This window comes from Microbacterium sp. NFH-22A-Y (assembly GCF_021401375.1).
GTDB classification, from domain to species: Bacteria; Actinomycetota; Actinomycetes; order Actinomycetales; family Microbacteriaceae; genus Microbacterium; species Microbacterium hominis.
Genome location: NZ_JACBGF010000003.1, coordinates 727,102 through 740,186 on the forward strand (window position 1 = coordinate 727,102; position 13,085 = coordinate 740,186).

The 13,085-nt window shown below is 70.1% G+C and carries 16 protein-coding genes and 1 pseudogene; 4 read left to right on the forward strand and 13 right to left on the reverse strand.

The features are described from left to right. Positions 1-28 precede the first annotated feature (28 nt). Entirely contained in the window at positions 29-979 is a 951-nt protein-coding gene (locus tag L0965_RS14510; RefSeq protein WP_232783912.1) for an NAD(P)-dependent oxidoreductase, read from the reverse strand. A 132-nt stretch (positions 980-1,111) separates the two neighbouring features. On the opposite strand from L0965_RS14510, the gene L0965_RS14515 reads away from it, so the two are divergent. After that, positions 1,112-1,714: an HD domain-containing protein gene (locus L0965_RS14515; RefSeq protein WP_101306512.1), complete on the forward strand. Its 603-nt coding sequence runs from the start codon at positions 1,112-1,114 to the stop codon at positions 1,712-1,714. Between the two features lie 28 nt (positions 1,715-1,742). Here the strand turns inward: L0965_RS14515 and L0965_RS14520 are convergent, their stop codons facing one another. The 8 genes from L0965_RS14520 to L0965_RS14555 form a co-directional block, all read right to left on the reverse strand. Next, complete coding sequence (locus L0965_RS14520; RefSeq protein ID WP_101306513.1) at positions 1,743-3,530, reverse strand: alpha/beta fold hydrolase; 1,788 nt, start codon at positions 3,528-3,530, stop codon at positions 1,743-1,745. Then, a complete protein-coding gene (locus L0965_RS14525; RefSeq protein ID WP_101306514.1) occupies positions 3,527-4,075 on the reverse strand; it encodes a TetR/AcrR family transcriptional regulator in 549 nt (182 codons plus the stop codon). Before L0965_RS14525 ends, L0965_RS14520 begins: the two co-directional genes overlap by 4 nt. A gap of 141 nt (positions 4,076-4,216) precedes the next feature. Further along, complete coding sequence (locus tag L0965_RS14530) at positions 4,217-4,918, reverse strand: DUF1028 domain-containing protein (RefSeq protein ID WP_060958800.1); 702 nt, start codon at positions 4,916-4,918, stop codon at positions 4,217-4,219. Further along, positions 4,915-5,721: an ABC transporter permease gene (locus L0965_RS14535; protein ID WP_101306515.1), complete on the reverse strand. Its 807-nt coding sequence runs from the start codon at positions 5,719-5,721 to the stop codon at positions 4,915-4,917. The genes L0965_RS14530 and L0965_RS14535 overlap by 4 nt, the downstream gene beginning before the upstream one ends. After that, entirely contained in the window at positions 5,718-6,479 is a 762-nt protein-coding gene (locus L0965_RS14540; RefSeq protein ID WP_198553625.1) for an ABC transporter ATP-binding protein, read from the reverse strand. The genes L0965_RS14535 and L0965_RS14540 overlap by 4 nt, the downstream gene beginning before the upstream one ends. Beyond that, positions 6,476-7,813 carry an amidohydrolase family protein gene (locus L0965_RS14545; protein WP_101306517.1) on the reverse strand — a complete coding sequence of 446 codons (1,338 nt, stop codon included), beginning with the start codon at positions 7,811-7,813 and terminating at the stop codon, positions 6,476-6,478. The genes L0965_RS14540 and L0965_RS14545 overlap by 4 nt, the downstream gene beginning before the upstream one ends. Further along, positions 7,810-8,904 (reverse strand): ABC transporter substrate-binding protein, encoded by a 1,095-nt coding sequence (locus L0965_RS14550; RefSeq protein WP_101306518.1) that lies wholly within the window; start codon positions 8,902-8,904, stop codon positions 7,810-7,812. The genes L0965_RS14545 and L0965_RS14550 overlap by 4 nt, the downstream gene beginning before the upstream one ends. Before the next feature lie 179 nt (positions 8,905-9,083). Next, entirely contained in the window at positions 9,084-9,653 is a 570-nt protein-coding gene (locus L0965_RS14555; protein WP_060958805.1) for a helix-turn-helix domain-containing protein, read from the reverse strand. Positions 9,654-9,908: 255 nt separating this feature from the next. Here L0965_RS14555 and L0965_RS16800 point away from each other — a divergent pair. Further along, a pseudogene (locus L0965_RS16800) lies at positions 9,909-10,064 on the forward strand (hypothetical protein); the annotation flags it as partial. Here L0965_RS16800 and L0965_RS14560 read toward each other — a convergent pair. Continuing rightward, on the reverse strand, positions 10,029-10,481 hold the full coding sequence (locus L0965_RS14560) for a hypothetical protein (protein ID WP_234057993.1): 453 nt from the start codon (positions 10,479-10,481) through the stop codon (positions 10,029-10,031). The pseudogene L0965_RS16800 and the gene L0965_RS14560 overlap by 36 nt on opposite strands. Between L0965_RS14560 and L0965_RS14565 the strand changes: the two genes are divergently transcribed. Both L0965_RS14565 and L0965_RS14570 read left to right on the forward strand, forming a co-directional pair. Further along, a complete protein-coding gene (locus tag L0965_RS14565) occupies positions 10,468-10,668 on the forward strand; it encodes a CPBP family intramembrane glutamic endopeptidase (RefSeq protein ID WP_234057994.1) in 201 nt (66 codons plus the stop codon). The genes L0965_RS14560 and L0965_RS14565 overlap by 14 nt on opposite strands. Then, positions 10,665-10,991, forward strand: a complete 327-nt coding sequence (locus L0965_RS14570) for a CPBP family intramembrane glutamic endopeptidase (protein ID WP_234057995.1) — start codon at positions 10,665-10,667, stop codon at positions 10,989-10,991. The genes L0965_RS14565 and L0965_RS14570 overlap by 4 nt, the downstream gene beginning before the upstream one ends. 52 nt (positions 10,992-11,043) lie before the next feature. Here the strand turns inward: L0965_RS14570 and L0965_RS14575 are convergent, their stop codons facing one another. The 3 genes from L0965_RS14575 to L0965_RS14585 are packed head-to-tail and all read right to left on the reverse strand — an operon-like array spanning position 11,044 to position 12,972. Next, a complete protein-coding gene (locus tag L0965_RS14575; RefSeq protein WP_101306519.1) occupies positions 11,044-11,427 on the reverse strand; it encodes a hypothetical protein in 384 nt (127 codons plus the stop codon). Further along, positions 11,417-12,307 carry an ABC transporter ATP-binding protein gene (locus tag L0965_RS14580; protein ID WP_101306520.1) on the reverse strand — a complete coding sequence of 297 codons (891 nt, stop codon included), beginning with the start codon at positions 12,305-12,307 and terminating at the stop codon, positions 11,417-11,419. Before L0965_RS14580 ends, L0965_RS14575 begins: the two co-directional genes overlap by 11 nt. Next, positions 12,304-12,972 (reverse strand): FadR/GntR family transcriptional regulator, encoded by a 669-nt coding sequence (locus L0965_RS14585; protein ID WP_101306521.1) that lies wholly within the window; start codon positions 12,970-12,972, stop codon positions 12,304-12,306. Before L0965_RS14585 ends, L0965_RS14580 begins: the two co-directional genes overlap by 4 nt. Positions 12,973-13,085: the final 113 nt, after the last annotated feature.

The following is a 13,085-nucleotide window of genomic DNA, read 5'->3' on the forward strand; positions in this document are numbered from 1 at the left end:
CGACACCGCTGGCTGCGGCGTCACCTGATCAAACAGAGGATGCGCCCGATTTGGTCCCGCCAGGCTGGATGCCGGCTGTGAGTTCCGGCGAGGCGCCGCCCGCCGACCGATCGGAGATCGCCCGCACGACGGCCGCCATGTCGAGGTCGCCGTCACCGCGCGCGACGGCGTCGGCGTACAACTCCCGAGTCACGTCGAGGAGCGGGCTCGCGATGCCGGCGGTGCGCGCGGACTCGGTGATCAGCTCGTTGTTCATCAGCACGTCACGGATGGATGCCTGCGGCGTCCAGTCCTCCGCCGCGAGCTTGGCGGTCTTCACGCGAGAGAGGGGCGAGGACATCTGCCCGGCATCGAGCACCTGCCGCAACAGGGTCGCGGGCACGCCGTGCTGGGCGGCGAAATGGAAGGACTCGGCCAGCCCCGTGACCACCGCGATGAGGAAGACGTTGACGGAGAGCTTCATCGTCAACGCCGACGGGACGTCCCCGCAGAAGGTGAGAGCGCCGCACAAGGGCTCCAGGATCGGTGTGACGCGGGCCACCGCATCCTCGGGCCCGGCGAGCATGCCGACGAGAGTCCCCTCCTCCGCCGGGCGTCGCGACCCCGACACGGGCGCCTCCACGAAGACGCCGCCGGCGCCGGTGATCTCGGCGGCCAGCCGGGCGGAGTACTCCGGCGGCACGGTGCCCATGTTGACCACCGTGCGCCCGGTGAGCATCTCCGCGCGCCGGGCGCCGTCGGGACCCAGCACGTCGTCGATCGCCGACGTGCCGGCCAGCATGAGGATGACGATCTCCGACCGCGCGAACACCTCCGCCGGTTCCGCCGCGGCCGTCGCCCCGGCATCCACCAGCACCCTTCGGGCGCGCTCCGACCGGTTCCACACCGTCAGCGCCACGCCAGTGCGCACCAGGTTGAGCGCCATGGGCTCCCCCATGATCCCGAGGCCGATGAATCCGACTCGCGCTCCCACGCTCACGGCGTCGACGATATCTCCGACGCCGGCACGGAGAGCGAGGCACGCGCGTCGCGCACCGATCTGGCAGGAATGCGACGAGGCTCGACGCCCACGCGGCGGTCGGTGCGCATCGGGCGCGCGGAGACTGGAGGCATGCACCTCACCGACTTCCGCGCACCCGACACCCTCGCCGCGCGAGGAGCGCTCGAGCTCGCCCGCCAGTACCAGTCCCCCGCGATCACGGCCCACGCGCTGCGCTCGTGGCTCTGGGCCGAAGCGTTCGCGCGCGTCGACGGCATCGCCGAGGTCGACCACGAGCTGCTCTACGTCGCGGCGGTGCTGCACGACATCGGCACCGTGACCGCGTTCGACAACCACACCGTCTCATACGAGCACGCCGGCGGACACGTGGGCGTCGCGCTCACCGCGGGGGCCGGCTGGCCCGCCGAGCGACGCACCCGGGTGCTCGAGGTCATCGTGCGGCACAACTGGCCGCAGGTCGACCCGGCGATGGATGCCGAGGGCCACCTCCTTGAGATCGCCACCGGCCTCGACATCTCCGGCGCGCGACCCGACGCCCTTCCGGAGTCGTTCGTGCGCGAGGTGCTCGCGGTGTACCCCCGCGGTGGACTCGCGGCGGAGTTCGGCGCGTGCGTCGCGGACCAGGCCGCGCGCAAGCCCGACACGGCCGCGCGGCGGCTGCTCGACAACGGCATCGTCGCCAAGCTGGCCGCCAACCCGTTGGAACGGATGTAGCGGTATCCAGAGAGTGCGGATGCCGAGGTCAGGCGACCGGGCGCGACAGGACCTCGGTGAGGGCCTCCGCATGGGTCAGCTGCGGGTGGTGACCGGCACCCGGAAGCGACACGATCTCCACTCGGGGACCGAGGTCATCCCGGAAGCGTGCATCCAGCGGATCCTCGCTGCCGACGACGATACGCACGGGCCCGTCGAACCCCCTCAGCGCGTCCCGCAGCTGCGCCCGCCACCTCGCCGAGCCCGCGCGCGACAGCTGGGCTGCGGCGTGCTTCGCGCCGGTACGCCTCAGGTCGCTCACGCTCGACTCCAGCGCCGCCGCCCCCGCGTCGGTCCCGGTCAGCCGGCGCGACAGCCGCACCGCGTCGGCGTGCCTCAGGAACGCGCGCACGACAGGTGAGATCCGTGCCGCACCGTGTGGCGGGACCTGCAGGAAGAACGGCGACACGAGCGTGAGCGACCGGAGACGCTCGGGGAATCGCCGGGCGACCGCGAGCGCGGCGGCGGCCCCCAGAGAGTGGCCGATGAGCTCGAGCGGCTCCCCGCTCGTCAGACCCGCCAGCCACCGGGTCCAGTCCCGAAGACCGGTACCTCCGGACAGGCCCAGGCCGGGAAGGTCGACCGCGCGAGCCCCCGTGCCTGCGGCGACCCGCGCCCAGGTGTCGGCGTTCACGGGCAGGCCCGGCAGGATCACCCGACGCGAACCCGCGCGTCCGATCTCGAACGTGCGGATGCCGCCGGCATCGACGAATCGCCGGTCGCCGCCGGGCGCGTCGCCGAACCGGTGCGCGACCAGGTGATCCGCCCACCGGTGCAGCGACAGCCGCACGTCGGGCGTCGAGATCCCGTGGGCGGCGGCGAGCGCGTCGGCGGACCCCGTCGGATAGCGGTCGGAAGACATGAAGGACAGCGTCTCGGGGTCGACGCGGGTCACGCGCGCCGGGAGACGCCGGATGACACCGACCGGGACCGTGAGCCGTGGTATCGGCACACCCAGGTGGCGCCCGACCGTCGAGAGCAGATCGCTGAGCGGCGGGGTGTCGTCGTCGAGGAGCCAGTAGGCCCGGCTCTCCGCCGCCGGATCGACGGCCACGCGTTCCATGAACGCGGCGAGGTGATCGACGGTGACGACGGGGAGGAAGATCGCGTCCCCTCCCGGCAGGGCGGCCATCCTGCCGCGCCAGAGCTGCTGGATCGTGTCGGCGAGGCCGATCTGCTGGTCGGATTCGCCCGTGACGCTGTCGCCGATCACGCTGGCGGGATTGACGATCGTCCACGGGATCCCACGCTCGCTCGCGCGCGCCTGGAAGACCGCGTCGGATTCGACCTTGGACGCTTCGTAGGCGCCGAGGCGTGCATAGACCGCTGCGCGATGGTCGTCCGACCACGGCACCGTCGCGGGATCCTGGCCGCCGACACGGTAGCCGGACACGTGGACGACGCGGCGCAGCGCGGGAAGCCCCGCGGCGACGTCGATCAGCCTCTCGACGATGCCGACGTTGGCCTCGCGCGCCTCCTGCGCGGACATGCCGAATCGGTAGGAGCCCGCGCAGTTGTGGATCTCGGTGACCGTGGCGAGAGCCGACCGGTCACCGGGCACGAGCTCCGCGGAGGCGAAGTCGACGATGACGGTCGCCACCGGTCGTGTCAGGCCGTGCTCGCGGAGCCAGTGCTGCAGGCGAGCTGCCGACGCGGGCGTGCGCACGGCCGCCGTGACCTCTCCCCCGGCACCCGCAAGGGCACGCAGGAGGTGGCGGCCGACGAACCCGGATGCGCCGAGGACCAGCGCGTGTCGACCGTGGTCGGGGACGCTCACGAGGTCGACGCCGAGACGCGCTGAGCGATGAACGCCGCGATGCCGTCCGCCGCATCCATCAGCGGCCCCGTGCTGCGCAGGGCGCGCGAGACGATCACGGCCCCCTCGATCATCGACACGACGACGGTGGCCATTCCCCGCGCCTCGGTCGGGGCGAGCCCGTCGGCCTCCAGGAGTGCCGCCGCCGACGCGATCCACGATTCGAAGGCGTCGGCACAGGCGCGGCGCAGTCGCTCGTTGTGCGCTCCCATCTCCAGGGTGACGACCGACACCGGACACCCCAGCTGGAAGTCGCTGCCTGCGACGAGATCAGCCACCCCCGCGATGACGGTGCGGGCGGCCTCGGCAGCTCCGGCTCCGGATGCGGCGGCATCCGTGATCAACGACTCGAACTGCGCGGCCGCGAGTTCGATCGCCGCCGCACCGAGCCCTTCCTTACCGTCCGGAAAGTGGAAGTACACGGAACCTTTGGGGGCCGAGGAGTGTGCGATCACGGCGTTGACGCCGGTGCCGCTGTAGCCGTGGGTCTGGATCAGTTCGAGCATGGATTCCGAGAGTCGGGCTCTCGTGCGGGTGCCTTTGGTCGTCACCTCTCGATAATAGACCGGTCTATATATTTCCGCGCAATCCGGAGACGGGACCGCGGACGCCGTCCGCCCCGAGGCCCCGCCCGCGCCGAACGACGCTCACGACGTCGGCGATCCCATCGCCAGCCATTGCTCGCCCGTGACCTCGGGATGATCGAGCCAATAGCTCCCGTAGTAGTCGATGAACGGCGCGTACCCGTCGAGGATGCGGCGAAGCTCGGCGACGGCATCGAGCCCCTGCGGAGCGAGATCGACGCGGAGATCCAGACGATGCCGACGCTGTCCGCGGACGGCTGTGATCATCGACGACGACAGGTGTTGGCGCCCTTCCCCACCCGCGCCGAGTCCCGCCTCCAGGGCGCGCATCAGCCGCTCTTCGAACGGCACGTCGGTGCACTCTCCGAACGATTCCTCCATCGCCACGAGGACTTCGGGGCCGACCAGCCCGTTCCCGAGGACGGCATAACCCTCCCCCACGCGGTGACCCGCGTACAGGCCGGGCTCGACGTGATCCCCGGTGTGGGCGGCGACGCGGCCGTCGTCGAGGACGACGCCGATCTGACGGTAGTGGAAGTGCGGATCGGTTTCGGCCAGCCCCGCGAGGATCAGCACGGGATCCAGGCCCGCACGCCCTCGGTCCAGCGCCCGGAGCCCCAGCCTCCAGTCGGAGTGCCACTGGCTCGTCACCGCCGCCTCCCCCGATACCTGCGGGCACCGCGATGCGAGTGCGATGGACCCCGTGCCCTGGCAGACGCCGACCGCGCCGGTCAGCGGGTCTCGAGCGACGATGCTGAAGGTCATTTCGACGTGATCTCCCATCGCACGACGACCTTGCGGAGCATCCGCACGATGAGGTTCAGCACGATGCCGAGCACCGACAGGATGATGAGGAGCGCGAACACGGCCGCCGTCTCCATCCGACCCTGCGCTTGCAGAATCAGCACGCCCAGGCCCTTCTGTGCGCCGACGAACTCGGCGACGATCGCGCCGATCATCGAGTTGGCGACGGCCAGCTCCAGGCCCGAGAAGATCTGCGGGAGGGCAGCGGGGAGCATGAGACGCGTCTGGATCTGCCAACGCGTGGCACCGTTCACCCGGAAGAGGTCGACCTGGTCGCGATCCACCCCGCGGAAGCCGTGCAGCGCGTTGACGAGCATGGGGAAGAAGGCGAGCAGCACGACCACGACGACCTTCGAGGGCATCCCGAAGCCGAACCAGATGATGAACAGCGGAGCGATCGCGACCTTCGGAATGGACTCGATCGCCACGATGTAGGGGAACACCACGGCGTACACCGTGGGGAACTGCGCCAACACGACCGCCAACGCCAGGCCGGCTGCGACGCCGATCGCGAGCCCCGTCAGGACGATCGTCATCGTCGAGGCGGCGTTCTCCACATAGCGGGGGAACGCCCTCGGGTCGAAGAGGGCGGAGAGCACATCGCTCAGCGGCGGCACCACGTACTCGGGGGTGTTCGTCCAGCCGGGCACGAACTGCCAGACCAGGAGCAGCAGAGCCAACAGGCCGAGCGAGCCGACAGCGCGCTTCGTCGGCGTGTTCACCGCGCGACGCCTCGTCGTCACGATCTGAGTGTTGACGGTCATGAGTTCACCTCGAAGTGGCGTCGGATGTGGGAGGTCAGAGCGGCGAACTCGGGGTCGCCGAGCAGGTCGGGGGTACGCTCCTTGCCGAACGGCACCTCGACGATCTCCGCGATCCGGCCGGGCCGGGGAGTCATCACCACCACTCTCTCGGCGAGGAAGACGGCCTCGGCGATGCTGTGGGTGATCAGCACCGCGGTGGTGCCGGTCTCCCGCCAGATCCGATTGACTTCGACGTTCAGGGCGTCGCGGGTCATCGCGTCCAGTGCTCCGAACGGTTCGTCCATGAGAAGCACGGCGGGGTCGTGCACGAGTGCGCGACAGATGGCGGCGCGCTGCTGCATGCCCCCGGAGAGCTCGTGCGGGTGCTTACGGAGAAAGTCCTCGAGCCCCACCATCGTCAGCAGCGCGGTGGCATGGCGACGATCGGATGCCGTCACGCGTCGCTTCAGGCTCAGCGGAAGCAGCACGTTGTCGAGGATGTTCAGCCACGGCAGCAGCGTCGCCTTCTGGAACACCATGCCCGCCTCGCCCCGCGGCGCTCCGATGGGCGTTCCGGAGATCGTGGCCTCACCCTCGGTGTGGCCTTCCAGCCCGGCGAGGATCCTCAGCAGCGTCGTCTTGCCGCATCCGCTCGGACCGAGGATGGAGACGAACTCGCCCTCCCCGATGCTGAGGTCGACGTGCGAGAGAGCCGTGACCGTGCCGGTGCGGGTCTGATAGACCTTCGACAGATCAGCGATCTCGATGAGGTCGTTCACGGAGCCTCCAACCCATAGACACGACAAAGGTTCTCGTTGAGCACGCGGCCCGCCAGCCACTCGGCCTGCGTGGTGCTCCACAGGCGGTCGGACACCCCGGCGGCGAGCGCGCGATCCAGAAGCAGCCGCCCGCGCGCGGTGGCCGCGACGTGGAACTCGGGCTGGCCGGTATCGGTGCCGAACATGATCTTGTTGGCGGGCAGCAGCTCCAGCCACTCCTGCAGCATCCGCTCGAGAGCGTGATGGTGGAGGTACGGCATCCACGAATAGTCGACGTACACGTTGCCGTGCGCCTGCGCGATCGCCGCCAGGTAGGAGGTGTACGGGTAACCGCCGTGGATGAGGATCACCCGCAGCCGGTTGAGCGCCGGGTCGGACAGCAGCGGCTCGAGGTTGCGCGGGTCGGCGCCGGTGAGCAGCAGTCCGGGCTCGGCGTGACCCATGCCGGTGTGGATCTGCACCGGCAACTCGCGCTCGACGGCCAGCTCGGCGATCGCGAAGACGAGGAAGTCGGCGACGATCGTGTGGGCCTCGCCCTGCAGCGCGGCCGGGTCGGTGCGCAGCTGCTCGTAAGCCGCCGTAGCCTCCTCCCGCGACCGCCGGACGAAGTGGAGGGAGCGCACGTAGGCCGAGGCGATCTTGAGCCCGACGAAACCGCTCTCCTGCCGGCGGATGATCGAGGACCGGACGAACGCCACGTACTCCCCCAGCGTCGCCGGTGGCGACGCGAGGCCCTGTGCGCTGAGCAGATCGGCGAGGATCGACGCGAACACGCGCTGGAAGCGCGGGCTGTCCGAACCGCGGCGCCGGAAGGGCGGGTGCCCGAACGGGTAGAGGTAGGGATCGATGCGGGCGACCGGCTTGTACTGCGCGTGAGGCCACAGCGCGGAATCGATCCAGGGGATGTCGGTGAGTACCGCGGCCGTGTGGGAGAGCTCCAGCGCCTGCCCGTAGAGCCCCGGGAAGTCGGCCCGGCGGCGCTCCGCGCTCATGCGCACCTGCTCCGCGTGGGGAATGTCGCCGTAGAGCGCCCGGCTTCCGTCGGCCAGGGCGACCGCGTGCACGGTCGTGGCCTGGAAGGCGATGCTCTCCTCGAACAGCGCCCGGATGCCGTGTTCCCGGTCGAGCCGGTCGAGTTCCGCCCCGTCGTGGCGACCGCGCGCGGCGACGAAGGCGTCGAACACGTCGACCGGAAGCTGCGCCTCCACGTGTCCCATCGCGTTCTCCCGTTCGAGGGCGTCGATCCCCTCCAGCTCCTCGCCGGGCCGGACGTAACCGGCGTGGGAGTGGTGGTCGATCGCGGGAACCCCCGCGGTGTAGGTCAGGGTCGTCATCCGGCAGCGCTCCAGTTCTTCGCGTCGGCGATGACGGCGTCGCCGTCGAAGTCGTTGTAGGCCTCGACGAAGGTGTTGGGCGCGGCGGCGACGGCGTCGACGGCGGAGTCGATGATCCCCGCGTCGAGGGCGAAGCTCGCCCAGGCCTTCAGCGCCGACTCGTCGTAGGCGCCCCAGGTGCGAGAGCCCTCCGGGTCGCCGGCCGTGAGCAGTTCGATGCGACGCTTCAGCGCCACCAGGTCGATCGCGAGCTGGTCATCGATGGAGTTGCCGGCCACGAGGGTGTCGGGGTACTTGTCGTACATGATGCGCAGCGCTGCTTCGGGGTTCGTCGCGGTGAACAGGGTGGCCTTGGCCATGGCGCGACCGAACCCTTCGATCGCCGCAGCGTTCTTTCCCGCATAGTCGGTGCTCGTGAAGTAGGTCGTCGAGAAGAGCGAGGCCACCTCATCCGTCGTGTAGTAGCGCAGCGGCGTCCCCTGGGCCTCGAAGGCGGCGTACTCGGTGTCCCAGAGCGACAGCGCGTCGACCTGTCCCGTCTTCAGGGCCTGCAGGGCCGCCGCGCCGGTGCCGACCGCGAGGTGCGAGTAGTCGACGTCGGGAGCGAGCCCGACCGAGGCGAGGATGCCCTCCGACAGGAGCATGTTCGAGGTGCCGAGGCTGGCCTGGCCGATCACGGCCCCGCGGAAGTCCTCGAGCGACTGGATGGGGCTGTCGTCGAGCACCGCGAGTGATCCGGTCTGCTTGCGGATGTAGTTGTAGACCAGCTGCAGGTCACTGCCCTTGGTCATGGCCTGCAGGATCGGCTCGGGAGGCGTGCTGCCGATGTCGAGCGAACCGGCGTCGATCCCCTGGACGATCGACGTCGAGTCGCCGGTGACGACGATCTCGACCTTGAGCCCCTCGTCGGCGAAGTATCCCATCGCCTCGGCGACGGCCATCGGCGAGTTGTTGGCCCCCATGTTGGTGGGTAGGCCGAACTGGATCGTCGTGGAGGCGCTTTCGGCGCCGGGCGATGCGCTCGCGCACCCGGCGAGGGCGGCGGCGAGGGCTGCGGTGGCGAGCAGGGCGGCGGTACGGCGGACGTGCATGATGTTCTCCTAGCGCGGGACGGGTGGTGCGCGGATCCGGGAATCCGGGGAGGGAATGGAACTCGGACGGGGCGGTGCGTAGTGGAGCAGGTGAAGCGGGTGGCGGTGCTGTTTTCGGCATCGCCGATCACCGGTGCCGTGCGAACATCGCGTCGGCGCCGGGAGTCTGAGGACGTGGTTCAGTCCACGGCGGGAAGGGGGGCGTCGGAGGGCGGGGTGACCACCCACAGGGCCTCGCCGGGAACGTCGCCGATGTTGACGATGCTGTGCGGCGTCGAGGATCGGTAGTCCAGGCTGTCGCCCGTCTCGAGGATGTAGTCCTGGTCGCCGAGGTGGAAGCGGAAGCGACCGCGCAGGATCACGCAGACTTCCTGCGAGTCGCCGTGGGTGTAGCTCTCGCTCCCCTCGCCGTGACCGGGCTCATACTCCGACACGAGCACTTCGACGTTGCCGAGCGGCGGTTGGGTGATGCGGAAGTGCCGCACGGAGTTGCCTGCCGCGAGCATCGGTCGCTCGGCGCGACGGAGGACGGTGCCCAGCGCGGGTTGCGCGCTGAAGAGCTCGGTCCACGGAACGCCGAACGCGGCGGCGATCCGTCGGACGACGTCCAGGCTCGTGTTGGCCTGGCCGTTCTCGATCTGACTGACATAGCCCGCGCTGATCGACGCGCGCCGCGCCAGCTCGCGCGTCGACATCTGGCGCAGCATGCGCAGTTCACGCACCCGGGCACCGAGATTGCTGTCGTCCACGGCGATCCTCTCATCACTAAACAGCATGTTTACGCTGAGTAAGCACACTGTATACCGGGCGCGCTTTCGCAACAATGACCGCCGTGTTTCCGTGATGTAAAACGCTGTCGGAGCCGGCCGGATGCTGAGGATGTCGCGGTCGCGCAACGCGAGCGCGGCGCGACCTGGCAGGCGATCGGCGGCGCCTTGGGCGTGAGCCGGCAGGCGGCGTTCCAGCGGTTCGGCAAGCCCATCGACCCCAGGACGGGAGAACTCATGAACACGACACCTTTGAGCGACGGTGCGGAGCTGGCTCGATCCGTCATCGACGACCTCGTCGCGGGCCGATGGCAGCTCGTGTCCGCGCGCTTCGACCAGACGATGCGCGAGAACCTGTCAGACGACGCGCTCGCGGCAGCCTGGGCGCAGATCGTGGCCACCTCGGGCGCCTTCGAAAGCCACGGCGATCCCGTCGTGACGCGAGCCGCCGACGTCACGATCACGAGCACGGGCGGAGCGGGCCGGCTCCGCGGAACCGACATCCGTTCCATCGTGACCTTCGTCGTGATCGCCTTCGCCCTCGCCTGGCTCGTGGCGCTTCCGCTCTGGCTCGGCGACGGACTCGCAAGCCCGGCGTTCCCGATCATCGCGGTCGCCATGATGGCGACGCCCACCCTTGCGGCGCTCACCGTGGAGGTCTTCGTCGAACGGCCGCCGCGCAAAGCCCGAACCCTCGGGCCAGCAGACCATCACCGCGCAACTGCAGGCGCTCGGCAGAAACGAGCTGCCGCTCCCGATCGGCGTGCTCGTCTTGCTGCAGCTCCTCGCACTGCCGATGGCAGCGTTCATCAACCTGGTCCCGGCGCTCGGCGAAGAGCTCGGCTGGCGCGGATGGCTTCTTCCGAAGCTCATGCCTCTCGGGGCGATCCCCGCGATCCTCACCTCGGGCGTCATCTGGGGACTGTGGCACGCGCCGCTCATCCTTCTCGGATACAACTACCCGGGCTTCTCGGCTGGCTCGGTCTCAGCGCGATGACCGGGATGTGCATCGTCTTCGGCGCGATCTTCGGCTGGCTGCGCCTCCGATCCGATTCCCTCTGGCCCGCCGCTCTCGCCCACGCCGCGTTCAACGGCGCCGGCGGCACCTACCTCCTGTTCGCGATGGCCGGTGAGCGCATCGACACCACGCAGGCGACCGTCCTCGGCTGGAGCGGCTGGATCGTGCCCCTCGCCCTCGTGATCGTCCTCGTCGCCACCGGCCGGTTCCGCCGTCCGTCGCCCGCACCGCTGCCGGACGAGCGGTCAACCACCCGTGCCACGGCGGAAACTTCCTCCCCGGAGAAGGCGAGCGGGCGATGATCGGCAACCGACTCACCATCACCGCTCGCCTCGTCCTCACCGTGACGAAGCCTCAATCCACGTAGAGCGACAGTCCGAACGGCAGGAGCACGGCGAGCGAGTCCGGATCGAAGAGCACTCCCCGCGCGAGTTCTGGGCCCGAGAGCGCCAGATGGAGGCGAAGTTCTCCGACGCCGAGCACGCCTCCCGGGCGCCCTGGCACCTGGATGCTGGTCAGGGCATTCGCGACGCCGCGGAGGAAGGCTTCGAACGCAGCCTGCCGCGCGACCGCGTCGTCTTCGACGATGCGCGCCGACCTCACGACGACCCCCTGCCACGAACCCCGCGTGAGCACTCTGCCGGCGAGCGCATCGGAGACGACGGCGACGACAGCGTGGTCTTCCGACCACCACATCGCACTGGCGAGAACAGTCGGCTGCGCGTCGTCATCGGTCACGAGGGAGTATCCATCCGTCGCCGCTCTCTGTGAGGCGCTCCCGCGTCGTGCGCGTCGCCGGCCGTCGCGAGTCGCTGCGAACCGTGCGGAGGCTGCGGGCACGCCATCGCCCGTCACGGTGGTCGACGGCGATGGGGTGGTCGAAGGTCTGACTCACGAGGTCGGTGGTGAGCGTGTCGTGCACGGGACCGGCGGCGACGACGGCGCCACGGGCGAGCAGGAGGGCGTGGGTGGCGGCTTCGGGGATCTCTTCGAGGTGGTGGGTGACCAGCACGGACGCGAGATCGGGATCGCTCGCGGCGAGTCGGTCGACCGTCTCCAGCAGCTGCTCCCTGGCGGCGACATCGAGTCCGGTCGAGGGCTCGTCGAGCAGCAGGAGCGCGGGCTCGCTCATCAGGGCACGGGCGATGAGCGCCCGCCCCCGCTCGCCCTGGGAGAGGGTCGGCCATCGTTCCGCGGTCTTCCCGCCGAGGCCGAGCAGGTCGATCAGCTCGGCGGCTCGGCGGCGCTCGGCGGCGGTGGGCTGCCAGCGCATCATGAGCTCGGTGGTGCCGGTGACCCCGGTGAGGACGACGTCGGTGATGGTGAGCGGCGAGTCGAGCGGATGCCGCGGGTCGACGTGCCCGATGCGGCGACGCAATGCGAGCAGTTCGACACGACCCACACGATGTCCGAGCACATCGACGGTGCCGGTGGTGGGGAAGGCGCGCGCGCCGAGAAGGCCGAGGATCGTGCTCTTGCCTGCCCCGTTCGGGCCGATCAGCACCCAGTGCTCGCCCGGCGCGATCCGCAGCGAGACGCGGTTCAGGATGCTTCTCCCGGCCCTGCGGAACGTCACCTCGTCAAGCACCACGACGGGCTCGACGACCGCCGCACTCACGCGAAACCCGCCTTGAGGGCATCGAGATGGGCGCGGCTGGCGCGGGCCGCGGCATCCGGCATCCGGTCGGCGACCGCGTCGACCACGACGACGTGCGCGTCGTGGTCCGCGTGCGCGTCGGGCACGGGGCGGAGGCGGAGCATGTCGACCATCGCGCGCCGCACCCGCGGCACGAACCCGTCGAACAGCTCGGTCAGCACCTCGTTGTGCGCGGCGACCACGATCGCGCGGTGCAGCGCCATGTCGGCATCCACGTGCTCCTCGACGCTCTGCCCAGGAACGGTGCGCAGGTCCAGTGCCCGTCGGATCGCGCGCAGATCGGACGGCGTGCGGCGCGTCGCTGCGAGGCTGGCCGCCTCGACCTCGATCGCGGTGCGGGCCTCGAGCACGGTGACGATGTCGGTGCGGCGCAGCACCTGCTCCCAGTCATCGGGCGCCTCCAACGCCGTCACATACACCCCCGACCCCTGACGGGAATCGAGGATGCCGCGGCCGGCGAGCTGGCGGATCGCCTCCCGTACGGTGGACCGTCCGACTCCGAGCTGCGGCGCCAGCGTCGTCTCGCCGGGGAGCTTGGCGCCGAGCGCCCACTCCCCCGCGCGGATGCGCGCGAACAGCGCGTCGGCGGCCTGATCCGCCAAGGGGACACGTCTGAGTTGAGTCATCTCGTCTCCTCTACTTGTCTGAGGACTTCTGCTAGATTCTACCCGTGCTCACCGCAAACCTCCTTCTTCTTCGCCGCCACGGCGGGGCGTAGCCGGGCCGGCTCCCCGCCGTG

Coding starts and splice junctions, on each gene's coding strand:
- L0965_RS14515 (WP_101306512.1), top strand. CDS start 1,112: ATGCACCTCACCGACTTCCGCGCACCCGACACCCTCGCCGCGCGAGGA.
- L0965_RS14525 (WP_101306514.1), bottom strand. CDS start 4,075: ATGCTCGAACTGATCCAGACCCACGGCTACAGCGGCACCGGCGTCAAC.
- L0965_RS14530 (WP_060958800.1), bottom strand. CDS start 4,918: ATGACCTTCAGCATCGTCGCTCGAGACCCGCTGACCGGCGCGGTCGGC.
- L0965_RS14535 (WP_101306515.1), bottom strand. CDS start 5,721: ATGACCGTCAACACTCAGATCGTGACGACGAGGCGTCGCGCGGTGAAC.
- L0965_RS14545 (WP_101306517.1), bottom strand. CDS start 7,813: ATGACGACCCTGACCTACACCGCGGGGGTTCCCGCGATCGACCACCAC.
- L0965_RS14550 (WP_101306518.1), bottom strand. CDS start 8,904: ATGCACGTCCGCCGTACCGCCGCCCTGCTCGCCACCGCAGCCCTCGCC.
- L0965_RS14565 (WP_234057994.1), top strand. CDS start 10,468: ATGGCAGCGTTCATCAACCTGGTCCCGGCGCTCGGCGAAGAGCTCGGC.
- L0965_RS14560 (WP_234057993.1), bottom strand. CDS start 10,481: ATGAACGCTGCCATCGGCAGTGCGAGGAGCTGCAGCAAGACGAGCACG.
- L0965_RS14570 (WP_234057995.1), top strand. CDS start 10,665: ATGACCGGGATGTGCATCGTCTTCGGCGCGATCTTCGGCTGGCTGCGC.
- L0965_RS14585 (WP_101306521.1), bottom strand. CDS start 12,972: ATGACTCAACTCAGACGTGTCCCCTTGGCGGATCAGGCCGCCGACGCG.